This is a genomic window from Trichlorobacter ammonificans (assembly GCF_933509905.1).
GTDB lineage: Bacteria > Desulfobacterota > Desulfuromonadia > Geobacterales > Pseudopelobacteraceae > Trichlorobacter > Trichlorobacter ammonificans.
Window position 1 is genome coordinate 2,495,132 of record NZ_OW150024.1, and the last position, 25,034, is coordinate 2,520,165.

At 57.8% G+C, this 25,034-nt stretch carries 22 protein-coding genes; 5 read left to right on the forward strand and 17 right to left on the reverse strand.

Annotated elements, in window-relative coordinates; genetic code table 11:
- Positions 1 to 90 precede the first annotated feature (90 nt).
- The 5 genes from RAK07_RS11440 to RAK07_RS11455 all read left to right on the forward strand — a co-directional run bounded on the left by RAK07_RS11440 (position 91) and on the right by RAK07_RS11455 (position 3,840).
- Positions 91 to 753, forward strand: coding sequence for a hypothetical protein (locus tag RAK07_RS11440; protein ID WP_305732965.1), 663 nt, complete (start codon positions 91 to 93; stop codon positions 751 to 753).
- Positions 754 to 990: 237 nt separating this feature from the next.
- Positions 991 to 1,677, forward strand: a complete 687-nt coding sequence (locus RAK07_RS11445) for a HEPN family nuclease (RefSeq protein WP_305732966.1) — start codon at positions 991 to 993, stop codon at positions 1,675 to 1,677.
- A gap of 512 nt (positions 1,678 to 2,189) precedes the next feature.
- On the forward strand, positions 2,190 to 2,438 hold the full coding sequence (locus RAK07_RS11450; protein ID WP_305732967.1) for a helix-turn-helix domain-containing protein: 249 nt from the start codon (positions 2,190 to 2,192) through the stop codon (positions 2,436 to 2,438).
- A 5-nt stretch (positions 2,439 to 2,443) separates the two neighbouring features.
- Complete coding sequence (locus RAK07_RS14075; protein ID WP_374215761.1) at positions 2,444 to 2,680, forward strand: HipA N-terminal domain-containing protein; 237 nt, start codon at positions 2,444 to 2,446, stop codon at positions 2,678 to 2,680.
- Positions 2,681 to 2,790: 110 nt separating this feature from the next.
- Entirely contained in the window at positions 2,791 to 3,840 is a 1,050-nt protein-coding gene (locus RAK07_RS11455) for an IS481 family transposase (protein ID WP_305733513.1), read from the forward strand.
- A 399-nt stretch (positions 3,841 to 4,239) separates the two neighbouring features.
- Here the strand turns inward: RAK07_RS11455 and RAK07_RS11460 are convergent, their stop codons facing one another.
- From RAK07_RS11460 to RAK07_RS11540, 17 genes are all read right to left on the reverse strand, one after another.
- Complete coding sequence (locus tag RAK07_RS11460; RefSeq protein ID WP_305732968.1) at positions 4,240 to 9,354, reverse strand: MG2 domain-containing protein; 5,115 nt, start codon at positions 9,352 to 9,354, stop codon at positions 4,240 to 4,242.
- A gap of 107 nt (positions 9,355 to 9,461) precedes the next feature.
- Complete coding sequence (locus tag RAK07_RS11465) at positions 9,462 to 10,067, reverse strand: AMMECR1 domain-containing protein (RefSeq protein WP_305732969.1); 606 nt, start codon at positions 10,065 to 10,067, stop codon at positions 9,462 to 9,464.
- Positions 10,064 to 10,915 carry a VanW family protein gene (locus RAK07_RS11470; protein ID WP_305732970.1) on the reverse strand — a complete coding sequence of 284 codons (852 nt, stop codon included), beginning with the start codon at positions 10,913 to 10,915 and terminating at the stop codon, positions 10,064 to 10,066. Before RAK07_RS11470 ends, RAK07_RS11465 begins: the two co-directional genes overlap by 4 nt.
- Positions 10,916 to 11,022: 107 nt before the next feature.
- Positions 11,023 to 11,877: an FAD/NAD(P)-binding protein gene (locus tag RAK07_RS11475; protein WP_305732971.1), complete on the reverse strand. Its 855-nt coding sequence runs from the start codon at positions 11,875 to 11,877 to the stop codon at positions 11,023 to 11,025.
- Entirely contained in the window at positions 11,877 to 12,254 is a 378-nt protein-coding gene (locus RAK07_RS11480; protein WP_305732972.1) for a hypothetical protein, read from the reverse strand. The genes RAK07_RS11475 and RAK07_RS11480 overlap by 1 nt, the downstream gene beginning before the upstream one ends.
- A 6-nt stretch (positions 12,255 to 12,260) precedes the next feature.
- Positions 12,261 to 13,265, reverse strand: a complete 1,005-nt coding sequence (locus tag RAK07_RS11485; protein ID WP_305732973.1) for a 4Fe-4S dicluster domain-containing protein — start codon at positions 13,263 to 13,265, stop codon at positions 12,261 to 12,263.
- Positions 13,266 to 13,304: 39 nt separating this feature from the next.
- Complete coding sequence (locus tag RAK07_RS11490; RefSeq protein WP_305732974.1) at positions 13,305 to 14,222, reverse strand: ferredoxin family protein; 918 nt, start codon at positions 14,220 to 14,222, stop codon at positions 13,305 to 13,307.
- 160 nt (positions 14,223 to 14,382) lie between these two features.
- Entirely contained in the window at positions 14,383 to 14,883 is a 501-nt protein-coding gene (locus tag RAK07_RS11495; protein WP_305732975.1) for a hydrogenase iron-sulfur subunit, read from the reverse strand.
- A gap of 57 nt (positions 14,884 to 14,940) precedes the next feature.
- Complete coding sequence (locus RAK07_RS11500) at positions 14,941 to 16,938, reverse strand: CoB--CoM heterodisulfide reductase iron-sulfur subunit A family protein (protein ID WP_305732976.1); 1,998 nt, start codon at positions 16,936 to 16,938, stop codon at positions 14,941 to 14,943.
- Positions 16,939 to 17,817, reverse strand: a complete 879-nt coding sequence (locus RAK07_RS11505) for a CoB--CoM heterodisulfide reductase iron-sulfur subunit B family protein (protein ID WP_305732977.1) — start codon at positions 17,815 to 17,817, stop codon at positions 16,939 to 16,941.
- Positions 17,814 to 18,401, reverse strand: coding sequence for a 4Fe-4S dicluster domain-containing protein (locus RAK07_RS11510; protein WP_305732978.1), 588 nt, complete (start codon positions 18,399 to 18,401; stop codon positions 17,814 to 17,816). The genes RAK07_RS11505 and RAK07_RS11510 overlap by 4 nt, the downstream gene beginning before the upstream one ends.
- Positions 18,402 to 18,579: 178 nt before the next feature.
- A complete protein-coding gene (locus RAK07_RS11515; RefSeq protein WP_305732979.1) occupies positions 18,580 to 20,046 on the reverse strand; it encodes an NADH-quinone oxidoreductase subunit N in 1,467 nt (488 codons plus the stop codon).
- A 35-nt stretch (positions 20,047 to 20,081) separates the two neighbouring features.
- Complete coding sequence (locus tag RAK07_RS11520) at positions 20,082 to 21,659, reverse strand: NADH-quinone oxidoreductase subunit M (protein WP_305732980.1); 1,578 nt, start codon at positions 21,657 to 21,659, stop codon at positions 20,082 to 20,084.
- A gap of 36 nt (positions 21,660 to 21,695) precedes the next feature.
- Positions 21,696 to 23,702 carry an NADH-quinone oxidoreductase subunit L gene (gene nuoL / locus RAK07_RS11525; protein ID WP_305732981.1) on the reverse strand — a complete coding sequence of 669 codons (2,007 nt, stop codon included), beginning with the start codon at positions 23,700 to 23,702 and terminating at the stop codon, positions 21,696 to 21,698.
- Positions 23,703 to 23,762: 60 nt separating this feature from the next.
- A complete protein-coding gene (gene nuoK, locus RAK07_RS11530; protein ID WP_305732982.1) occupies positions 23,763 to 24,065 on the reverse strand; it encodes an NADH-quinone oxidoreductase subunit NuoK in 303 nt (100 codons plus the stop codon).
- Positions 24,066 to 24,077: 12 nt separating this feature from the next.
- Entirely contained in the window at positions 24,078 to 24,590 is a 513-nt protein-coding gene (locus tag RAK07_RS11535) for an NADH-quinone oxidoreductase subunit J (RefSeq protein ID WP_305732983.1), read from the reverse strand.
- Between the two features lie 13 nt (positions 24,591 to 24,603).
- A complete protein-coding gene (locus RAK07_RS11540) occupies positions 24,604 to 25,011 on the reverse strand; it encodes a NuoI/complex I 23 kDa subunit family protein (RefSeq protein ID WP_305732984.1) in 408 nt (135 codons plus the stop codon).
- Positions 25,012 to 25,034 lie beyond the last annotated feature (23 nt).

A 25,034-nucleotide genomic window follows, 5' to 3' on the forward strand; every position in this document is an offset into this window, starting at 1 on the left:
TCTCCTTGATGGAAAGATTTAGTCTGAGCAACTTCATCTTTTACCATTCAAGGGCAGTATGGCCACCAACTGAAAATGGCCAACTGTCAGGTGAATACCATCACACTACAATCTATGAATTATGGCGAAACCCTTGTTTATTGGTACCTACGCTTGAATGGTTTCTTCCCGTTGAATAACTTTGTCCTGCATCAACACGAAGAGACTATCGACGATTCCGCAGATTGTGATGTTCTTGCCGTTCGTCATCCACATGCCTATGAAATTATCGGTGGGCAGAAAGCAGATTGGGACCCTAATTTATCAGAACAAGGAATCAATCTCTGTGACCGTATTACTGGCATCATTGTCGAAGTTAAAACAGGACAAGACGCAACCAAAATCCTAAAAAATACTATCAATTCCTTCAGTAGCGATCGTATCCGATATGCAGTTCAACGCCTTGGCTTCTGGCCTCAAGAAGATACCCCAGTTATCGAGGACACACTTAACACAAGGGTGAGTTACCAAGATGATACCTTTCAGATATTTAAGCTCCTTGTGTCTGACAGGCTACCCAGGTCCAAAGAGCCTGAAAGATGGAAACAGTTGAGTTTATCAAATGTCGAAAATTTTATTGTGGAACGCCTCAAGAAACATTGCGATAAAAAATATGCTGATCGTCTGCGTTTTCCGTCTGACCTGATGCAGTATATGATTTGGAAGACAACCACAGATCAGAACGGACGGACACCAAACTCCCTAGGTGTGTGAAGACTGTGAAGAGTACATCCTTCCGATCATGTCACCACCTACCACTGCCAACACATCGTCGTTGCCATGAGTGAGACCATCCGCATCATGGACGAGATTGACCTGGTTATTGATGAGCATGGCGGCTGGCCGATAAAGTGAATTTCACAGGAACAGACAGTCCGACAGGTATTACACCTGTTGCCTACGCCCCGCATTTCAAGATTTATGTCTGCCAACACATTCTAGGGGGGAGTGATGCAATACGAAAATTATATAAAAGATTTCCCGGCAAGATGCAGTACTTTGCTTGATAAATTTGAAGATCAAGCACGCCTACTAGAGCTAGATGTTACATTTCTATTTTCTATCGCATCCGTAGGACTAACCATTCCGATAGAGCGGTTGAAAAAACCATACATCAATGAGAAAGAGCCTGATAAAAACTCTACTCCTCATCCAGCTAATGACAGAGATAATTACCCTAATGCTAGGGATGCGATGCAAAATCTCAGACACAAAAATTTTAAGCGCTCTGAACTTTGGGACACAACAATGCAGCCTTGGTACTACGGTCGTCTGAGCTCTACTCTAGGTCCACCCGATGCTTGGCCAGAACTTTCAGAACTATCAAAAACTTCTGAAGTACACTCTGAAACAACTGACTGTATCCTCAACCATATTAGAAATTCTTTGGCACATGGAAACATTTATACTTCAGGAAATCCAATCAAAAAAATTATCTTTCTGTCAGAATTAAGTACAGAAAAAGGTAAATTTAATTTTCTGGTCATACCGCTTTTGGGTTTCAGTAAATTTTTGCGAAACTGGTTTGCGTTCATAAATAAACTCGACATCAGTCAATCTCCTGTTCAAGGCGTCATTTATGATGATGGACAAAGAGATATGAGAATTGACTTGAGTCACCACGGCAAAGCGCAGTAAAAAAAGCTTCTTACGTTGTCGGCACCCCACTCCCGGACAAACTCCCTAAAAAGACCCTGGAATTTTTAGAAAATGCCGTAACGCCACAACGTGCTTATGAGATAGCTGCACAAGTGGAAAGAATCGCGGCCAAAAACCGTCCAGCAGCCAAAGCTCAACGTGCCTGTTGAACTGAATGTATCCCCTCTATGAGTCACTCAGATTTTCCAAGCTGCCCAGTATGAAAAACTGGATGTCGCTTTCCCTGCCGCATTGACATTTTTGAGGGTGACCAACGGCGGACTCCCGTCGGCGCCCCTTGCCAACAGTAATCCCGCTCCCGCATCCTCAAATTACACCGGAGCAGTACTTACCGGCCAGACCTATCATAAATATCACTGAGGCAGTATGGTATATAATTTTCTTCTCACTGCCCACCATAAATATCACTACAATAATATTGTTGTTGATTTCAAAAGATACTTATGAAAAGATATCACCTGAATGATATTTTAATTGCCAAGGATTGTCGTATGTCAAAAACCGTAGTCCCGCTTCCTGTTCCGGAGCCGCAACAACTGACAAATGCAGCGACACTAGGAACATTTGTCCGCGCAAGAAGGACGCAGGCCGGCATGACCATTCATGAAGCTGCCGCTTTCTGCGGTGTTGCCGTCGGCACCATGAGCAAACTGGAAACCGCATGTGGTGACGTGAAGCTGAGCAGCATCCTGACCGTCTGCTCCATGCTGGGAATTGCCATCACTCTAGAGGCACGGTAGAGATAATGGCTGCTACGCTCACGGTACATCTCGATCGCCGACATCTCGGCAAGATACTGCTTGAAGAGAAGAGCGAACAGTATGGGTTGGAGTATGCTCCGTCCTGGCTTGACGGAGGAGGTTTTCCCGTATCGCCGCATTTGAAGCCGGGGGATTGCTCCTCGGAATCGGTAAAGCGCTTTCTTGCCAATCTGCTTCCGGAAGGAAGGTGGCTGGAAGAGCTTTCAGTCGCCAGTCTGTAGTGTGATGGTATTCACCTGACAGTTGGCCATTTGCAGTTGGTGGCCATACTGCCCTTGAATGGTAAAAGATGAAGTTGCTCAGACTAAATCTTTCCATCAAGGAGAACAGTATGACCACCGCCGAGAAAGTATCACGAAGAAAGCTCAGTTTGCTAGACCTGGCCGCTGATCTTTCGAATGTCAGCCGAGCCTGCAAGATCATGGGCTACTCACGGCAGCAGTTCTATGAAATCCGTCGTAACTATCAGACCTACGGCTCAGCCGGTCTGGTTGATCGGATGCCCGGAGCCAGGGGCCCACATCCCAACCGGGTTGACGAAGCTGTCGAACAGGCCATTCTGGATCACTGCCTGGCTCATCCCGGTCATGGCCCGCTACGTGTTGCCAACGAGTTAGCTCTTAAAGGTACCCAGGTTAGCTCAGGAGGCGTTCGCGGAGTCTGGAACAGGCACAACCTGCTGACCAAACAGGAACGGATGCTGCGACTTGAAAAGAGCGTCCGGGAACAAGCATTCGAACTGTCCGACGAGCAGATCAGGGCCTTGGAACGGTTCAGCCCTGAGTTCAGGGAGCGTCACATCGAAACCAGCCACACCGGCGATCTCGTCGCCGTGGACACCTTCTTTGTCGGCACCCTGAAAGGCGTTGGTAAGGTCTACCTGCAGTCAGTCATCGACTGCTACTCACGCTACGCCTGGGGCAGGCTCTACACCAACAAACTGCCGGTCACTGCCGTGCATGTGCTCAATGAAGACGTACTGCCGTTCTTTGAAGAACATGACGCCCGGATCAGCACCATCCTCTCGGATAATGGCAGGGAGTTCTGCGGCAGGCCGGACAATCATCCCTACGAGCTGTTCCTACAGCTTGAAGAGATCGAGCACCGCACCACCAAGGTCAGACGTCCGCAGAGCAATGGCTTTGTCGAACGGCTGCACAGAACCTTGCTTGACGAACACTTCCGGGTAATGGGCCGCACCAAGTGGTACGAGTCGTTGGACGAGATGCAGACCGATCTGGACACCTATCTCAAGACTTACAACTACGACCGCCCACACCAAGGCAGAAACATGCTTGGCAGGACGCCATACACGGTTTTCATAGACGGCTTGCCAAAGAACGACGATTCAGATACTGAGGACTACAAACTGGCAGCGTAAATCACGACCCATTCAAGGGCACTGTCAGGTGAATACTATCTCTGTACAGTAGATGCTTTTCCAACTCGCTGCCGACACGGAAACCTATGGCCGTTCTTTGGTATTACCAATTGAAAGAATCTTTCAATTGAAAGAAACTTTACACACCCTGTGGATAACTAAAAACCCGCCTTTGGGGCGGGTTTTTAAGGTGCGGCTTTATAGGGTTGTTGGGGGTTCCGCTGTCGCATGGGACTCCTCTGTGTGTAAGGTTTCAGCCTGTGTAGCGCTATTTACTCTGCCTGTCCAGCGGTTTTTACTCCAGCCCGGATTTTGTGCACAGTGCCACCCCAAACCGTGCCGGCCCTTTAAGCCTTCCCTTGTCACGGGAAGGCTTAAAGGGGATATCGCACCAGCACGTTAACGCACCTCCAGCATTTCCGCCTCCCCTTCACTGCGAAGCTGCGGGTTGTACATCGGCCAGATGGCAACAGGCAGTGCAGTTACCTTCCCTTTCAGCTCCGGGCGGATGACGTAGCGGAACTGATGGCTGCCGGCAGGCAGCGCCTGGATGAACCAGGCCAGATAGGTATCGCGTTGCTCCCGATGGTCGTACCAGCCACGGTAGTATGATTCAGCGGCATAGCGGGGGTCCAGTTCGGCAGGGCGCAACTCGAAACCGGCCGGTAGATAATCTTCCAGGATGACATACTCCTGAACCGTGTCGCTCTGCACCTCAACCCGCACCTCAAGATCATCACCCGGCTGCACTGCTTCACCGGCCTTTAACGGCAGGTATTCGTGGCGCCATCTGCCGTTGTCGTTGACTGATTGTATCCGGTAGTAGCTCCGCTTCAGCCCAAGCCGGCTGTTTTTGACAGGCTGGTCAAGGGGGACGCGGTACGCAAGGGTTGCGCCAAGCCAAGCGATGCCGCTATCGCCGCTTTTTTCCAGCACAAGGCTGTTACCTCCTTTTTGAGCCGGCAACGTCAGGCCAGCCGTGCCGTCTACCAGTCTCCCCTTTTCCACCCGGTAGCTCTGGGCCGCTGCCCCGTTTACCGTCAGGCGGGCGGTGTAGTTTGCGTCAAGCTGGCCGGTTGCGGCGACAAAGTCTGCCAGGGCCAGCACACCGGCGGCAGAGGCCGCTGTGGTGCGCCACCAGCCATCCTGCTGGTTACGCGCAAGATAGCGGGCCAGCCGAGGAAGAGCCGGATCATCGGGCAGAATCCTGCTTAATGCGGAAAGCAGGGCTGCGCTGCCTTCAATGGATGATCGGCCAAGACGCCAGCCATCCTCCGGTTCCGGGAGCCAGGCCGCCTCGCTGTCCCGTGCAAGCCGCTTTGTCAGCTTCTGCAGAAGTGCCGCAGCCGCGGCTTTTTGTCCACGGTTTGCCAGGGCATCGGCAACAGCGATACGGGCTGTGGCCGTCAATGTATCTTCTTGCGCCAGAAGCGCTGCCTCCACCTTCGGGTCGGTGCCGCCATGGGCGGTCAGGGCGCGGTACAAAAAGGCGGCCTGTTCAGGTTCGGCCTGTTTCAACTGCTCCGTCAGCGCCTCTTTGCCACGCTCCAGCATCCCTTGTTCCGGCACGACCCCGGCAGCCATTGCCTTTGCCAGCCCCTGCATCACCAGGGCGGTCAGGTAGCGGTCGCTGCTGCCATTTTTCCACCAGCCCCAGCCACCGTCTTCCTGCTGCATCTCTGCAAGCTGCTTCAGACCCTGGCTAATAATGACTGGCAGCTTCTCTTTGATGGATGCGGGGAAACGCTCTGAATCGTCTTTGAGCAGATTCATGGCGTAGGCGGCAGGGACAAAGCGGGCAATGGTCTGCTCGGTGCAGCCGTAGGGGAAGCTGATCAGCCGCGACAGGGCCGGTACCAGGTTGCCGGCAATGGCGGGGGCGAAGCTGATCCTGAGTATGCCGCTTTCAGGCTCCGCCGGGCCGGGCAGGAGCAGTTCCGCCTGCTGACGCCCGCTGGCCAGTGAAATGGCCGTGGCCTGTTCACGCTTGAGGGAGCGGGGTAACACCGGGAATTCCACCTCCATGCTGTCTTTCCCCTCACTGCCCAGTGCGGAAAGCTGCAAGGTTGCCGGACCAGCTTTCTCAGCCGCTACCAGCACCTCTTTTTTCAGCGCTCCGTTGGCAGGGAGCGTGCCGGTAAAGCCGGTCTCCCCCAAAAGCGTCAGACCGGTTGCGGTAAACCGCCCCTGCACCTGCTGCTCCTGTGCTGCGGCATCGTTGAGTATCCCCGGTATCTCCAGCCTGTCTCCCGCCAGCATGAAGCGGGGCACGGCCAGCCGGGCCATGAACGGCAGACGGCTGATGAAGCTGGCCTGGGCAGAGCCGAAAAAGCTGTCCGCTGTATGCCCGACAGCGGTTGCCCGCCATCTGGTCAGGTTGTCCGGCAGCTCAGCCTCTGCACTTACCACCCCGTGATCATTGGTTGCAAGCAGGGGAAACCAGGCAGCGGTATCCTTGAACAGCTTGCGCACCTTGATCCCGTGCAGATCATCGTTACCGGCCAGCCGGGCCAGATCCTTTGCTGCTCCGCCAAGGTACATCCGCGGGAAGGAGTAGATGGTCTGCACCAGATGATCGCGGCGGCCACGGAAAAAACGGTAGATCTCTTCGCGGATCTCAGGGGCTACGGCAAAGATGGCTTCGTCAACAACGGCAAGCGACAGCTCAGCCTGCACCGGTTTCCCCTCTGCCTCTGCCTGTACGCTGATCTTTGCCCGGTCCCCCGGCGCATAGCTCTCTTTTTCAGGGATTACGGTCAGCTTTAACCTGCCCGGCTGATGCTCCACCTTCAAGAGCCCCTGCTGGTGGAAGAAGCGGCCAGCGGCCACCATGCTGATTGAGACATGGATATTGGGGGCCAGCTCTTCGGTAACCGGAATCTCGATTACCTGCACCGCCTGATTGACCGGAATCGTCCGGCTCTGGTGGATTCTGCGCCCCTCCAGGGTGAAGAGCAGCGTCCCCCCCTGGGCCGGTGTGCGCAGGATCAGCCGGGCGGTTTCACCGATCCGGTAGCTCTTTTTGTCAAACTCCGCCTCAAGCTCGCGGTAGCCGCTTGCCCATCCTTCCCCCTGCTGCCAGACCCAGGCGCCGGTTTCGGCAACACTGCGCCGTTTGGCATCATCAAAGGTCTCGGCCAGCAGACGGTAATAGCCCGGCTTCGGGAAGCCGTAGGCAAAACGGGCCACGCCCCCGTTACCGGTGCGCCCTTCCAGGGTCGTGATCCTGTTCCAGCCAAACGTTTTACTCTTTTTGTCGTACTGCTGCTGCTCAACCAGCACGGTGACCGCACGGTTTGGCTGCTGCTCCCCCTGCCATGTCTGCACCGTGGCTGCAAAACCCGCCTGCTGGTTCGGCTTCAGCAGGTACTGCTCGCTTTTGAGGCTGACAGCCATCTGCGACGGCACAACCGTTACCCTGGTCGAAGCTGAGACCTGACGGCCGGAAAGATCGGTTACCTCGGCCTCAATGCTGTAGAAAAGCGGCTTTTCATGGCTTCCGGCAGGCACGGTGAAGACGGCCTCCCCGGCCTGGTCAAGCAGGGCTTCCCCTTCCCCCAGAAACTCATTGTAGCCGCCAAACTGCTGCTCCTCCCCAAAGCTGCCGCCCCCCTGCTCATCCCGTTGCCAGGGCTGGCTGTAGACCCGCCAGACCAGCTTACCGCCTGCCGCCGGAGCGCCAAAGTAATAGCGGGCAGCAAGCGCAAGCGGTATCTGCTCACCGGGCAGCACAAACTGCTTATCCGAGGAGAGCTTCACCTCGAACTCCGGTTTGCGGTACTCCAGAACCTGGAAACTGCCCTGCCAGGCACCGCCGTCAGCAGTGGCGACAATGCTGTAATGCCCAAGAGCCGCCCCCTGCGGCAGGGTAAACCGTCCGCTGAAAGAACCGCTGGCAGAGCTGGTGACGCTCTCTTCAAACAGTGCCGTATCGTGGGGATCAGCAACCCTGATCGCCACCTTTGTTACGGCAGGCAGCCGGTAGTCATCACCAGCGTGCTGACGCAGCACCCCTTTGTAAAAAACGGTCTGGCCGGGACGGTAGGCAGTGCGCTCTGTGTAGAGATACCCCTTCAGGTCAGCGGTTTTCCGCTCTGCGGCAGACTCTGAAGCGGCCAGGGGCAGGATCGCCAGGCTGTTGCCATGCTGCCCCACGACCCGGCTGCCTGACCGCGTAACATTCCAGTCGGCAGTGCCGTTCGTATCGGTGGTGACAACCTGGTGCCCCTTGTCCCCCGACAACCGTACCCCGGCAAGGGGTTTGCCGCTTTTTATGTCAACCGCCTGGATAAAGGTGGTGTCCGGCGCCGATTTGGCCACCAGCGCCAGATTTGTGGCGACAACAGCGGCTTTTGCCGTGGCCTGCCCGCTGTGCAGATGCAGCAGATAGACACCGGCAGGCAGGGGCGGCAGTTTGAAGCGGGCCTGGCTGCGGTGCCGGTTTTTAGTTTTTTTAAGGGTGACCTTAAAGGTTTGCACTGATTTCAGCCCTGCACTCTCAAGCGCTTCCGGTTTGCTGAAATCAATCTCCCCCCGTATCACCCGCTCTGCCGGAATCTGAAAAATGGTGGCTTGCACCTGTTCGGTCCAGAGGCCGTTGGCCCGGAGTGTGACCTCCTTGTCGGCCAGGATGGTGTCGCCGTACAGCTCAAGCTGCAGTTCAGGGGGGGCAGGGGTTGCATCCAGCGTCAGGTTCCCTTTTTCACCTTCGGCAAGAGTGATGCGCTTTTCTGCCCGCATCAGCCGCTCATCAGCAAACGAGACGGTATAATCGCCAGGGGGCAGCCCCCCCAGGGTCAGGCTGCTGTTCTCCTTAAACCGCTCCATCCGCCAGACGCTTTTACCGCTGAGAGTAACCTGAGCACCTCGCAATGAGCTGATATGGCGGTTGGGGAGAAGTTTCCCGGCAACCTCGAGCGAGGCGGCGCGGCGGATAATCAGATTCCCCATCTGCAACTGTTTACCTGGCGCAGGCTGGGGATACTGGGATTTTTCAAACACAAAGCCGGGCTGCTCAAGGTTCAGGTCATGGCCGCCGCTCTCAACATCCTCAAAGGTAAAAACCCCGTTCTTATCGGTAACAGCGCTGAAAAACCGGTCCAGCGTCAGCTTGAAACCGCTGTGCGCCGTGCCGGCGGCATCGGTCAGTCTGCCGGAAAGGGTCGCCCCTTTGCGCAGCCAGACGGTCGTACCCTGCTTCGGCTGCTCATTCAGGTAAAGGTAGTTGCGGCTGGTTCCCAGCCCTTTGGACACAACCAGAAACTGGTAGGCGCCCCTGGGGAGCGTCACAGCGGCATTGCCGCCTGCATCGGTTCTGACCGCCATACGCTGCCTGGGGCGCTCGTCCCCCTCCATAAACCTGATCTCCGCACCGGCGACAGGCTGGTTGCTGTCGGCAGACAGTACCTGTACCTGCACCTTGTAGGCCGGCGCAGCGGCTTTGGCGGCATGCAGCGGGGGGCAGAACAGCAGGGAAAGACTCACAAGAGAGAGGGCAGCAAGCAGGCGGCGCATACAAGACTCCTTTAATCACCCGGCAGTATGTACAGGACAGCCAGGTTGCCGTACATAGTAATTTTAATCATGTTTCCAGGCGCTGCGTGGGGACGGGCCAGGATAGATCAATCCCCTTTCTGCTGTCCACTTCTGATCCACTCCGCCTGAAACCGGTACAACCGCACCCCTGCGCTCTGTTCATGGAGCCCCAGCCGGCGCAGGGCAGAGCGCCAGGCATAATGGGCGGTTCTGGCCTCTCCGGGCACGATGGCCACACCGTGTCCATCCCCCCGTTCCAGCAGTAGCCCCTCATGGTGCGGGTTGATCAGCCGCCAGTCATGAACCGGCCGGGGTGGCTGCGGAAAGGTGATCTGAATCTGGGCTTCCTGAGCCAATGCCGGAGTAAGCTGTGCAGAACGGGGGTCGTGTATCAGCGCCAGACGGATATTGTCAGCGATCTCGTCACTGAGCCTGCTGTGGCGGGGGGTGAAGCTGCCAAAGCAGGCCATGACCTTCCCTTTGACAAAAAAGGTGACAAAGCAGGCCCGCTGTTGGCTGGCTACCGCCATATCCGGCGCGGCAGGGGGCGGTTCTTGAACAAGCCGGGCACGCATCACCCGGCGGGCATGGTCCAGCAGAAGCTGCTGCTCTCCCGGTGCCATTGGCTCAGCCGCTGCAGTGGTGGCAAGGGTAAGGCACAGGATACCCATGATGAGCCGGCTCAGCTTCATGGCGCTTCTGTGCTGATGATCCGGCTGGGGGGTGGGTAGGTGTCCCGTGAAATCAGTTCTGTCCGGCTGGTGCCGTTTCTGGTGGTGATCCGCACGGTTTCGGTTGCAAAGCCGCTTCCCCCCGGCTGTTCCGCTGTGCCGGCACCTTTGCCCAGCAGCACCGTGTCCGGCAGAAGCCGTGTACGGCTGACCCTGATCTCGGTGCTGAACGGTTTTTCCCTGGTCGCGTAAAATGATGTGGTGATGCGGTTTTGGTCTACGGACATCCGCAACTGCAGCGGCTGCTGGTGGGGATTTTTTAGCTTTAGGTCCTTGCGCCAGGAGGAGATGGTGGCATCGCGGCCAGGCGGTATATGCCCCACGGCGCGGGAATGGGGGTGCCGCTCCACCACCTGCATCCCGGCCAGAAGCCCGGCGTTGTAGATGGTGGAGGCAAGCTGGCAGATACCGCCGCCCGGCGTATCCAGCATCCGGCCGCTGGCGGTGATCATTGGCGCGGCCTGATACCCTTTGCCGGTATCCCTGGCGCCAACCAGTTGATTGAAGCTGAACATCCCCCCCGGCGGTATGATGGTGCCGTCAAGGTCACGGGCTGCCGTGCTGCTGTTATGCCGCTGCTCTTGCGAGCGGAGGTGCAGTGAGGTGCTGTACCCCCCCCAAAGGTGGCTGAAGCTGTTTTCCAGGGCTGAAGATGCCCGTCCGGTGCAGATGCAGAGCAGCAGAGCGACTACAAGGACAACGTTCGGGCAGAGGCGTGTACGGTTGTTCATTGGGGTTGGGGGACAGAACGCCGTCTGTTCCACGAGCCTGACAACCGCACGGTAGTGGTAACGCTTTGCAAGGGACACTGCGGTTTCTCCCGTGTCATTGCCTTTGGCGAGCAGCATGCGACGCGACGCGTCTGCTGCAAGCTGCTGCCGGTAACGCTGGTGCGGAGCGCGAACCGAAAGCGCTATCAGAACTCCTGCGGCATGGCCTTCACCTGGGCCGCCGTAAAGACCGGGCCGTCCTTGCAGACGTAGACATTGCCCACGTTGCAGCGGCCGCACTTGCCCAGGCCGCATTTCATGCGGTTCTCAAGCGTCGTGTAGACCTGGGTGTCGCTGAAGCCGAGTTTTTCCAGCACCGGCAGGGTGAACTTGATCATGACCGGCGGCCCGCAGACCAGGGCGATGGTGTTCTCCGCCGACGGGGCCGCCTCTTCGAGGATGGTGGGGACGAATCCCACCTTGCCGTCCCAGGCAGGGCCGTTGCCGCCGGGGTCCACGGTCTTGACCAGCCGCACGTCGCTGCGCTCCTGCCACTCCGTCAGTTCCCGCTTGTAGACCAGGTCCGCCTCGGTCCTCGCCCCGTAGACGATGGTGATGTCGCCGAACTTGTCCCGCCAGTCCAGGCAGTTCCAGATCAGGGTGCGGAGCGGCGGCAGGGCGATGCCGCCGGCCACGAACACCAGGTTTTTGCCGAAGAACTGCTCGACGGGAAAGGAGTTGCCATAGGGGCCGCGTACCCCCATGGTGTCTCCCACCTCCAGGCGGCGCAGCGCCTCGGTGACCCGCCCCACGGAGCGGAAGCAGCACTCAATGTACCCCTGCCGGGTGGGGGATGAAGCGATGCAGAAGGTGGATTCCCCTGCCCCGAAGGCGGAGTATTCGGCAAACTGACCGGCCCGGAAACTGAAGCTGTCGCGCAACTGCTCATCCTGAAATACCAGCCTGAGGGTGCGCACATCCGGGGTTTCGTCGATGATCTCCTCGACGGTGGCCAGTTGGGGAAGATAGATATTGCTGCCCGCGCTACTGTTCGAACACATCAGGTTGCTTCCTTCCCGCCAAGTTTGGCGGCCAGCTCGGTAAACGCCGGCCCCTTGACCTTCAGCTCCACCGGCCGGTTGTTGTCGCCGAAGCCGATGGTCACCAGCCCACCCACCAACTGGTGCTCCATTTCCGCAAACAGCACCGAGCGCGGGTTCACCAGCAGGTTGCCGGACTGCACAAAGCCCCGCTGCTTCAGCTCGGCGATAAAGGCCTCCTGCTCCGCCCTGGCCACCTTCTTGAAGAGCTGCTTCCTGACCACGGCACCGTCGAACCAGACATCCATCATCCGGCTGTTGTCGCTCACCAGCGGGTTATCTTCCGGGGTGGTCATCTGGGCCGCCGCCACCCGATCGCAGTTGATGAATCGTTCCATGGCTCCCTACTTTGTGCTGATTTCGTCAACAATGGCGGCGATATCGATCCCCACCGGGCAGAGGCGGATACAGCGGCCGCAACCGGTGCAGAGGGTCTGGCCGAACTTGTCGTCGTAGTATTTGAACTTGTGCATGATCCGGTTGCGGTAGCGCTTGGGCTGCTGGTCCCGGGGGTTGTGGCCCGAGGCGTGATGGGTGAACTTCCAGAAGCCGCAGGCATCCCAGTTCTTGCGCCGCTTGCCGGCCTTCTCGGTCCCTTCGTCCACGATGTCGAAACAGTGGCAGGCCGGGCAGACAAAGGCGCAGAGGCCGCAGCCGACGCAACGGGTAGCGATGCCGTCCCAGGCCGGGTCTTCGAAGTGCGTGTCCAGCCAGGCCTTGACCCTGGCCAGGTCGATCCGTTCCACCTGCGGTTCGGCCAGGGGGAGCGGCTCGTGGTCCGATGACGGGGAGAACAGCCCCCGATGCTGCTGCAGCAGCGCCTCCCCTTTTTCGGTGCAGGCAGCGCAGCGGTATCCGCCGCCGCTCATGGGTGTCAGAAACAGATCACTTCCGGCTGTGGCGGCTGGCGACAGCCCCACGGCCGTGCAGAAGCAGGCATCGTCGGCACTGGTGCAGGCCAGGCCGATGACGGTGGTCTTGCGGCGGCGTTCCAGGAAGAACTCGTCCTGGTAGTCCCAGGAGAAGACCGCGTCCAGTACCGGCACGGCGGCGGCGTCGCAGGGGCGCACGCCGAACAGCACCGTTTCCGGAAACAGGGCGGGATCGACGGTCTGCAGCGTCACCTGCTGCCCTTCCTTGCGGTAGGACATGATATCCTCGCACAGGGGAAAGAACGCCTCCTTGCCGGAGCGGCGGGGCAGCTGGTCAAGGACCAGTTCCGCGGCATTCTGCAGCGGCTCGTACAGGACGGTGCCGGCGTTCAGCCGAGGAGCCACCACCCGCGTACCGGCGGCAATCAGGGTATTCAGGAACGTGTTCAGATTATGTGCTGAGATGAAGGTGTGCATGGAAAACCTTTTCACTGCCGTTCCGGCAGCGGTTCGTCCTTATTTGATGAAGCTCTGGTCGTCCTTTTCGGTAAAGGTGGCCAGGGGACCCGTGTCGTTGACCTCAAGACCGGCCTCGTAGGCGTACAGTTCCTTCAGCTCCTTGGCCATCTTGCGGTTCAACAGGTTGAGCGGAATATCCATGGGGCAGACCCGCTCGCACTCGGCGCAACCGGCGCAACGGCCGGTCAGGTGCATGGCCCGCACCACGTGCCAGGCGAAGTTCCCGGCAGGTCGGGGGGTGGTCTCCACCATCTGGGGTTTGTTCCGGTCGCAGAGGCACTGCTCGCAGAAGCAGAACGGGCAGACCTGGCGGCAGGCGTAGCATTTGACGCACTTGCTGAACTGCTCTTTCCAATAGGTCCACCGCTCCGCAGGGGACATGGCCTCCAGCCGGGCGATCTCGGCGCTGTAACGGGCCTCCAGTCGGGGGGGCGTCGCCTGCTGGGAGGGAAGGAAGTCACAGCCCACGGGCAGGTGGACGTCGCACTCGCGGCATTTCGGCGCAATGTTCTCCCCGGTCAGCGGCGAATCCGGCCGGATGGTGGAGGCCAGCACCCCGACGCAGGGAACCCCGATCAGGTACAGATCCTCCCGCTTCAACTGCGACTCCCCCATCAGCCCCACCAGGGCCTTCAGGTCGCACCCCTTGACCACGATGCCGATCCGGCCGGTCTTGGGGATCTCCTTCTTGGCCTTGGTCAGGTAAACGGCGAGGTTATTGACGCAGGATTCGCTGAAGATCAGCCGGGAGGCATCCCCGGCACTGGTGATCACCACCGGCTGGGTCGCGCCGGTACGGCGGGCTGCTGCGTAGCCGACCACGGCGGAGACGGCGCCGTCGGCGAGAATCCGCTGCGCCTCCTCGCGAATCGCTTCGCTGATGGAGCTGTAGATGGTTGTATCGATGGTAGTCATAAACGGTTCCGGTATCCCTAACGGGTTGTCGAAAAACTCAGGTTGTTCAAAAATAGTCAGATCGTCGCACCCGGAGCCCCCCCGAGGAGGCGTAGCTGCGCTACGCCGCACAAGGATGGTTTCGAGGACGGCGGCGAGATGGCTGTTTTTCAACAACCTGCTAAATCTGGTTATAAGCTTCCTGCAGTTCCGGCGTGTCGATGGCCCCGGACCACTGTTCCTCCAGGGCCAGCTCCCGGAACTCCCGCATCGGTCCCATGGCGCGCACCCGCTCGGTCAGTTCGGTGACCACCTCCACCCATTTCCCCCCCTCGGCGGCGGAGACCCAGGAAAACTGCAACCGGTTCAGGTCCACGCCGACGAACTCCAGCAGTTTGCGGAAGGCGGCGAAACGGCGCCGGGCATGGAAATTACCGGCAATGTAGTGGCAGTCGCCGGGATGGCAGCCGGACACCAGCACGCCGTCGGCCCCCTGCTGGAATGCCTTGAGGATGAACACCGGGTCGATACGGCCGGTGCAGGGAAACTTGAGCACCCGCACGTTGGCCGGATACTGCATGCGGCTGGTGCCGGCCAGGTCGGCCCCGGCGTAGGTGCACCAGGTGCAGACAAAGGCGATGATCTTCGGTTCGAAGTCGTGTTTCTGTTTTTCAGGGTGCATTCGTAATTCCCTTGTATGGCTAGTCGGACAAGTCTGACCGGTCGGACCTGTCCGATTTTAGAGCGCCTCAATCATGGCCACGATCTGCTCATCGGTGTAGCCGTCCAGTTCCACCGACTTGGACGGGCACGTAGCCTGACAGGTGCCGCAGCCGCCGCAGACACCGGGGTTGACGTAGGCCACCACCTTGACCAGATTCCCCTGGCGGTCGCGGATTTCCTTCTCCTCCACCGCGCCGTAGGGACAGACCTTCTTGCAGTAGAAGCAGGCAACGCAACCGGCCTCTTTGACCTTGGCCACGATCGGCTCCCGCTCCAGCTTGTCCTTGGCAAAGAGGGTCATCACCTTGGCGGCGGCGGCGGATGCCTGGGAGACGGTATCGGGGATATCCTTGGGCCCCTGGCAGGCCCCGGCCAGATAAATACCGGCGGTGGCGCACTCCACCGGACGCAGCTTGGCGTGGGCCTCGGAGTAAAAGTGGTACTTGTCGTAGGAGATCCCCAGCTTCTGGGCCAGCAGGTCGGCGCCGGGCCGCGGTTGCACCGCCGTGGCCAGCACCACCAGATCGGCCTCGATCTCCACCTGCACCCCCACGGCGATGTCGCTGCCCATCACCACGACCTTGTCCCCCTTCTGGTACAACCGGGAGACCATGCCGCGGACATAGACCGCCTCTTCCTCCTCGATGGCGCGCCGCCAGAACTCGTCGTAGCTCTTGCCCGGCACCCGGGCATCCATGAAGAAGACATAGGCCTGGCCGTCATGCACCTTGTGCTTGTAGAGCATGGTGTGCTTGGCGGTGTACATGCAGCAGATCTTGGAGCAGTAGGAGATCCCCTTTTCCCGCGCCCGGGAGCCGACGCACTGGATGAAGACCACCTGTTTCGGCTCCCTGCCGTCGGAGGGACGCAGGATCTTGCCGCCGGTGGGGCCGGAAGCCGAGGCCAGGCGCTCGAAGGTCATGCCGTCGATGACATCGGGGATTTTGCCGTGGCCGAACTCGCCGTACCCTTTGATAAACGAGCCCTTGGGCTTTTCGCTGATGTTATAGAGGTCAAAGCCGGTGGCCACCACGATGGCTCCCACCGGTTCCACCACCAGCCGGTCCTCCTGCTCGTAATCCACGGCGCCGGGGCCGCAGACCTTCTGGCAGAGGCCGCACTTGCCGGTTTTGAACTTGGTGCAGTGTTCCCGGTCGATGACCGGGGTGTTGGGCACGGCCTGGGGGAACGGCACGTAGATGGCCGGCCGCATCCCCAGGTTGCAGTCGAAGCTGTTGGGGATTTTTTTGATGGGGCACTTCTCCATGCAGACCCCGCAGCCGGTGCATTTCTGCTCGTCAACCGAGCGGGCCTTCTTGCGGATGGTGACCTGGAAGTTGCCGATGTAGCCGTCCACCTGCTCAACTTCGCTGAAGGTGTGAAGGGTAATATTGGGATGATTGGCAACATCCACCATCTTGGGGGTCATGATGCACTGGGAACAGTCCAGGGTGGGGAAGGTTTCCGAAAGCTGGGCCATGTGGCCGCCGATGGACGGCTCCCGCTCCACCAGCACCACCTGGTGGCCGGCGTCGGCTATATCCAGGGCAGCCTGGATACCGGCAATACCGCCACCGATGACGAGTGAGCGCTTGGTGACCGGCACGGTGATGGTGGGGAGCACCCGGTTCTTCTTGACCCGCTCCACCATCATGCCGACGATTTCTATCGCCTTTGCCGTGGCCTCGTCCCTGTTCTCGTGAACCCAGGAGCAGTGCTCGCGAATGTTGGCCATCTCACAGAGGAACGGGTTGAGTCCCGCCGCCTCCACCGCCTTGCGGAAGGTCTTCTCGTGCATCCGGGGAGAACAGGCGGCAACCACCACATGGGAGAGACGCTGCTCCTGGATGGCCTTTTTCAGCAGCCCCTGCCCCGGGTCGGAGCACATGTACTTGTAGTCGGTGGCGAAGGCCACGCCGGGCAGCTTCCCGACCTCGGCAGCCACCCGCTCCACATCAACGGTCCTGGATATGTTCTCGCCGCAATGGCAGACAAATACGCCGATTCGTGACATCTACAGCAACCCTTTCTCTTTGAGCAGCGGCATGGGATCCACAATCAGGGCTTCGAGTCCCAGCCGGTCCGGCGTAAGCCCGCAGGCCATGCCCACCAGCTGGGTGATATAGAACACCGGCAGGCCGTACGTGGTGTAGTGGGCGCTTTCGATCTCCTTCTGGCGGATGTCCAAGTTGCCGTGACAGAGGGGGCAGCCCACCATGATGCAGTCGGCTCCCGCGTCCCGCGCCGACTCCAGGATGGCGTTGGACAGCTGCAGCACCACGCCGGGGCGGGAAAGGGTAAAGTTGGCGCCGCAGCACTCCAGGCGATGGCTCCAGGGCACTGCCGTTCCTCCGACAGCCTCGACAACCTGCTCCATGATGGTGGGGGCTTCCACGCAGTCCAGGTTGGGTACTTCGGGCGGACGGGTGAGCAGGCAGCCGTAGTAGCAGGCCACCTTCAGGCCGGACAAGGGTCGCGACGCCTTGGTTGTCAGCTTCTCCAGCCCGTAATCCCGCGCCAGGATCTCCAGCAGGTGCTTGACGTTTCGGTCGAGTTTGAGCGGGGCATCCAGCGCCTTCTCCACCTGCCGGCGCTTGGCCTCGTTCTCTTCAAGGGTGTGCTGGGTGAACTTCAACCGGGAAAAGCAGGCGGCGCAGGCAACGGCCACATCGCCGAACACCTGTTCGGCCAGCTCCAGGTTCTTGGCACAGAGGGAGAGCGACAACAGTTCGTCAACATTGTGAGCCGGTGTTGCGCCGCAGCAGAACCAGTCCGGTACCTCGGTCAGCTCCACGTCGAGCGCGGAAAACAGTTCCCGGGTCGAGAGATCATACTCTCCCGCCGAGGCGTGGAGGGAACAGCCGGGATAATAGGCGTAGGAGAGCGAACTCATAGGGCCTCGCCTTTCTTGCGCATCTCTTCGATCCGTTGGAAGATTTTCTCGATTTCGTTCATATTTTTATTCTTTTGATGAAACATCTTCAGCTTGCCTTTGGTGAGCAGCCTGGGCCCGAGCATGAAGTCCTTGAGCAGCTTGCCGCTCTTCAGGTTGAAGACGGCAGCGAGACGCATCTCATACTGCCGGCCATAGGTGCGGATATTGTCCAAGAACAGCTTGTTGGCCAGCTGGACGTAGCTTTCCTTGGACGGCCCTTCGTAATCCCAGGAGAGCTTGCGCAGCGCGTCCATGATTGAAGCAAGGTGCACCTTGTTGGGACACCGGCTGGAACAGGTCTCGCAGGAGGCGCAGTACCAGATGGAGCGACCTTCCAGAATCCGGCGCCATTGCCCCAGTTGCAGCAGCCGCACGATCCGGTTGGGGGGGTGGTCCATGAAGGTCGCCATGGGACAACCGGCCGAACATTTGCCGCACTGGAAGCAGCGCCGGACCGAAGTGCCGGACAATGCCTCCACTTTTCTGACCACGTCCAGCTCCATGGTTTTCTGCGATATGACCATCTTTTTCTTGCTGCTCATATACCTCACCCAATCCGCGGGGAATAGCTCTGCCTTCGTGACGTTCTAGTCATACAAGAGCGATCATTTTTAATGCAACTAAAATTTTACCATTAAACTAAAGTTTGACCGAGGTGACATAAAAAAGCGGCGTCCTGGGAAGGAACGCCGCCTGTAAAAGCCAAACCGTGTAACACCGTCAGATCAACTTTACCGCCTGCTGGGCAAACTGGAGCAGCAGCGAGGGAACAATACCCGGGATCAACGAACCAGCGACGGATATAACCAGCGCAAGGGACACGGGCGCGCCTACGCGTACCCAGTCGAACTCTTCATCGGCAGGCTTCATGTACATGTAGACCATCACGCGCAGGTAGTAGTAGACCGAGGCAGCGCTGTTCAGCACGCCGATGATGACCAGCCAGAGGTAGCCCTGCTCCAGAGCGCCGGAAAAGAGGTAGAACTTGCCGATGAAGCCGGCGGTAGGAGGCATACCGGCCAGTGAGAACAGGAAGAGCGACATGACGGCTGCCAGCAGCGGACGCTTGTGACCGAACCCGGCGAAATCCTGTACCGTACCGTTTGTCTCGCCCTGCTTGCCAACCAGCACGATCACGGCAAAGGCACCGATGTTCATGAAGGCATAGGAGAGCATGTAGAAAAGGATACCGGTGGTGCCAGTGGCGTTGGCGGCGACAAAACCGACCAATGCATAGCCGGCATGCGCGATGGAGGAGTAAGCCAGCATCCGCTTGATATTATCCTGGCGCAGTGCCGTCAGGTTACCAATGGTCATGGTCAGTACGGCGAGAATCCAGAGCAGCTCGGTCCACTGGACCATCAACGTCGGGAACGCCACCAGGAACAGACGCAGGAAGGCGGCAAAACCGGCAGCCTTGGGACCGGCGGACATGAAGGCGGTCATCGGTGTCGGTGCCCCTTCATAGACATCGGGAGTCCACATGTGGAAGGGAGCAGCGGCGATCTTGAAGGCAAAGCCGGTGAGAATGAGGAGCATACCGGCCAGCAGCAGGGTGTTGCTTTGATCGATTCCCGTCTGCGCGATGGTAGCAGCGATCTTAGCAATGCGGGTCGTACCGGTAACGCCGTAAATCAACGCCATGCCGTAGAGCAGGAAACCGGTTGAGAAGGAGCCGAGCAGAAAATACTTCAAGCCGGCCTCGTTGGATTTAAGGGTTGCGCGATGGAATCCGGCAAGCACATACAGGGTAATCGACATCAGCTCCAGACCGAGGAAAACGGTCATCAAATCGGTGCCGGACGCCATCAGCATCATACCGGTGGTGGCAAACAGGATCAGGGGATACAGTTCGCCATGGTTACAGTTTTCCCGCTCCATGTACTGATCGCTGATCAGTACTGCCAGTCCCGCGGACACCAGGAAGGTGAGCTTGAAGAAGATGGCAAAGTTGTCGAGAACCACCGAACCGCTGAAGCTGGAAATATTCTGACCCCACCCGCTGGCAGCAGAACATCCCGCACCTATGATGCCCAGTAACGAGAGCCAGGTCAGATACGTTTTTTGCCTGGATGGAACAAAGACATTAACCAGCAGCAGCACCATAGCCATGATAGACAGAATGACTTCCGGCATGATGGTCGCCAGGTTAATCGTCGCAAAAAGTTGGGCCACATTGATTTCCATTTAACTGTCCTCCAGTAACGTTGAAACGGTAGAGACTAGTGCGCTGCCGGCTGAGCAGCAGGTTGCGGCGTTGCGACCGGCTCCGTCATGGCGGGCTGTGCCTCGGGCATGACAACCTGTACCGGCTTCTGCTGGGGCTTGGTCTGGGCGATGACCTTCTTGATGGACGGCGTCATCTTCTCGATGAACGGGTTGGGATAGACACCGATAACAAAGATCAGGGCAATCAGCGGAACCATGATGGCGATTTCACGGGCATTGAGATCATCGAGCTTCTGATTCTTCGGGTTATCGAGCTCACCGAACATTACCCGCTGGAACATCCAGAGCATGTAAACCGCAGCCAGAATGACGCCGCTGGTGGCGATGATGGCGTACCAGCGCAGGCTGCTCTCATACGCACCGATCAGGATCAGGAATTCACCCACGAATCCGTTGGTTCCCGGCACGGCAATGGACGACAGCGTGACGATCATGAAGATGACCGTGAAGATCGGCATCTGCTTGGCAAGGCCACCAAAGTCACTGATCAGGCGGGTATGCCGCCGCTCGTAGATAAAGCCAACGATAAGGAACAGGGCGCCGGTCGAAATACCGTGGTTGATCATCTGCATCATACCGCCGGTCAGTCCCTGCTCATTCAGGGCAAAGAGGCCGAGCATGACGTAGCCCAGGTGGGCAACCGAGGAGTAGGCAACCAGTTTTTTGACATCTTCCTGCACCATCGCCACCAGTGCCGCGTAAATGATACCAATGACCGACAGCACCGCGATCAGCGGTGTAAACTGTGCCGTTGCCTCCGGAAAGAGCGGCATGGCAAAGCGAATGTAGCCGTAGGTACCCATCTTCAGCAGAATGGCCGCCAGAATGACCGAGCCTGCGGTAGGTGCCTCGGTGTGAGCATCAGGCAACCACGTGTGCAGCGGGAACATCGGCACCTTGATGGCAAAGGCGAAAGCAAATGCCAGGAACAGCCAGGTTTGCGTCGCTGGATCAATCTTCAGGCTGAAGAAATGCACCAGGCTGAAATCAGTGATACCGGTCTTTGTACCGAGGAAGTAGAGATAGATCAGGGCCACCAGCATCAGCAGCGATCCGACCATGGTGTAGACGAAGAACTTGACCGCAGCGTAAACGCGGTTCTTGCCCCCCCAGATGCCGATGATGAAGTACATCGGGATGAGCATGACTTCCCAGAAAATGTAGAACAGGAACAGATCCAGCGCAATAAAGGCGCCCAGCATGCCGGTTTCGAGCAGCAGCAGACAGATCATGTACTCCTTGACCTTGTCCTCCACGGCGGTCCAGGTGGACAGGACTGCAATCGGCATGATGAAGGTCGTCAGAATGACCAGCCAGATGGTGATACCGTCAATGCCGACGTGGTAACGCATGGCAAAGGGACCGGCAGCTATCCAGGGCACATTTTCAACGAACTGGAAGTCCGCAATCGTCTGGAAGCCGGTGAGCACGGGAAGGGAGACCACAAAAGTGGCGACAGTGGTCAGAAATGCTACCGTCCGCAGCACGCCCTTGCTCTCCTTCGGGATAAAGAGCAGCAGCAGCACCCCCGCAATCGGCAGAAACGTCATCAGGCTCAGAATGTTACTCATTGAATCTGCTCCTTTGTACAGAGTAAGAACTGTAAGTTACTTGAACAGGTAGTAGCCGAGGATGACCACCACGCCAAACGCCATGGTCCATGCATAGCTGTATACCTGACCGGTCTGCAAGTAGCGCACGACGCCACCGAAGGACATGACGACATGAGCAACACCGTTCACCAGACCATCGACCACCACAACGTCGAACCCTTTCCAGAGGAACCTGCCCAGCGCTTTGCAGGGGTTGACGAACACGAAGTCATAGAGCTCGTCGATATACCACTTGTTGAAGACCGCCCGGTGCAGCGCCGGGAAGGCAGCGGTAAACTTGGCCGGTAGTGTCGGGTTCGTCACGTACAGATAGGCAGCAAGGGAGATACCGATGACGGCAATGACCACCGAGGTTCCCATCAGCCCCCACTCCAGCGCATGGCTGTGGTGATGAGCGGCATGGGCATTTGCTGCCATGTAGGCGTTGGCGTTGGCAAAGACCGGATGCAGATAGTGCTCAAGATAGTTGGGAATACCGCCGAGAGCGTCACCGATCAGCTTGGGAACACCGATGTAACCGCCGATGACCGACAGGATCGCCAGAACGATCAGGGGAATGACGATGACGGCCGGAGATTCATGCAGGTATTTTTCCGCACCTGCCTTGATACGGCACTCGCCAAAGAAGGTCATGAAAACCAGCCGGAACATGTAGAAGGCGGTCAGGCCGGCTGCAATCGCTCCCAGCGCCCAGAGGAACGTGTTCAGTCCGCCGTGCAGGGGGTTGGCAAATGCCATCCAGAGAATCTCGTCCTTGGAAAAGAAGCCGGAGAATCCGGGAATACCGGCAATAGCGATGGTTGCCAGCAGGAAGGTCAGGAAGGTCAGCGGCATATGCTTCTTCAGCCCTCCCATGTTGCGCATATCCTGGGGATCGTCGTGAGAATGGACATGGTGCAGCGCAATATGCATGGAGTGAATGACGGCGCCGGAGCCGAGGAACAGGCAGGCCTTGAAGAACGCATGGGTCATCAGATGGAACACACCGGCGGTAAAGGCGCCGACACCCATGGCCAGCACCATGTAGCCGAGCTGGGAAACCGTTGAATAGGCAAGCACCCGCTTGATGTCGTTTTGTGCCGTGCCGATGGTCGCTGCGAACAATGCGGTACAGGCGCCGACAACTGCGATGACAACCATGGTTTCGGGGGCGCGGACAAAAACGTAGCTCATGCGGCCGATCATGTAGACACCGGCGGTAACCATGGTAGCGGCATGGATCAGGGCTGAAACCGGCGTCGGACCTTCCATGGCGTCGGGCAACCAGGTGTAGAGGGGAATCTGAGCCGATTTACCGGTGGCGCCCAGGAAAAAACAGAGCGTGATCAGCGTCACCACGCCGCCGGTGGGCAGCAGGTGTGCATTCTGGGACAGCTCGGTAAACTTGATGGTCCAGACGTTATGATTCTGACCGAAGTACCAGAACAACCCGAATATCCCCAACAGGAAGCCGAAATCACCGACCCGGTTCATGACGAACGCCTTCTTGCCAGCGTCTCCAGCGGACTTCTTTTTGAAGTAGTAGCCGATCAGCAGGTAGGAGCAGAGACCCACCCCTTCCCAGCCAACAAACATGAGCAGCAGGTTGTTACCCAGCACCAAGAGCAGCATGGAGAAGATAAACAGGTTCAGGTAGGCGAAGAACCGGTAGAATCCTTCCTCACCGTGCATGTAGCCGATGGAGTAGAGATGAATCAGGGAGCCGATACCGGTGACGATCAGGATCATCAGGCATGACAGCGGGTCGATCAGGAAGGCAATGTCAGCGTTGAAGTTCCCGGCTGTGATCCAGGTAAAGAGCTTGACATCGACAACCCGGCCGTTTTCCGGCAACGAGATCAACCCCAGGAAGGTCTTGCACGATACGATAAACGAGGCAAACACCGCCAAGGTCGCAATACCGCCGATTACTGTCTCATTCTTGATTTTCTTCCCCAGCAGACCGTTTATCAAAAATCCGATGAGGGGAAACAGGGGAATCAGCCACACGTTCTCAAACATTGAGATACTCCTTTATTCGTCTTTTCCTATCCGTTCAATCAGGTCCGGTGGGGGTACGGCCTACCACTTCATCGCGCTGGCATCATCAACGTCAATGGACGCACGGTTGTTGAAAAATGCTATGATCAGCGCCAGACCGACCGCTGCCTCGGCAGCGGCAACCGTCATGATGAAGAAGACAAATACCTGCCCGTCAAGGTTGCCGAGATGACGGGACAGTGCAACAAAGGTGAGGTTTACTGCATTCAGCATCAGTTCGATACACATAAACATGACAATCACGTTTTTGCGCACCAGTACGCCGATGGTACCGATTGAGAAGAGTACCGCACTGAGGATCAGATAGTTCGACAGGTTATCCATAGCAATAAACCCCTAGGAAAGATTTCGTTTCGCCAGAATGACAGCACCGACAATGGCAGACAGCAGCAGTATCGAGGTGATTTCGAACGGCAGAATGAACTCGGTGAACATGACTGCGCCGATCAACTCGGTATGGCCAACCTGGTTGATGATGTTCGGCGTAATCGGGCCGGCCAGTTCGAATGCCTTGCCACGGGCAAGGAACGATCCTGCGGTCAACAGGGTCATAATGCCGATGACCGTGCCGAGGGCGCTGTTGTGGAACGACTTCTTGTTGGCATCCGACCTGATGTTCAACAGCATGATGGTAAAGACGATCAGAACCATGATCGCGCCCGCGTAAACGATGACCTGAACGACGGCCATGAACGGCGCCTGCAACATGACGTAGAAGGTCGCGATACAGAAGAAGGTCAGGATCAGCGACAGGGCGCTATTGATCGGGTTCTTGCAGGTGACGACCAGCAGAGCCGAGACAACCGCCGCAATACTGACCAATGCAAAAAAGAGGGCTGAAATGTCCATGTACTGCGCTCCTTTATTTCTTTTCTAAGAGTCGTTCCTTGCTGAACACAAAGTCTTCCCTGCGATAGTTGGCAAGCTCGAACTCACCGGTCATTTTAAGCGCGTCAACCGGGCAGGCTTCTACGCAGTACCCGCAGAAAATGCAGCGCAACATGTCGATCTCGTACACTGCGGCAAACTTGTCGTGGTTCGCATCCTCACCGGCTTCAACCCGGATACATTTGGCCGGGCAGACCGTGGGACAAAGATAGCAGGCCACGCATTTCGCGCGATCATGGGAAACCTTGAGGGCGTGCAGGCCGCGGAAACGCTCCGCCACCTTGGGCTTCTCTTCCGGATACATCAGGGTAATCGGCTTCTTGAAGAGATGCGAGAGGGTGATCTTCATTCCTTGTATGATGGGTGTAAACGGATTCGGCATGACGTCTTCCTTTAGTTCGTTAG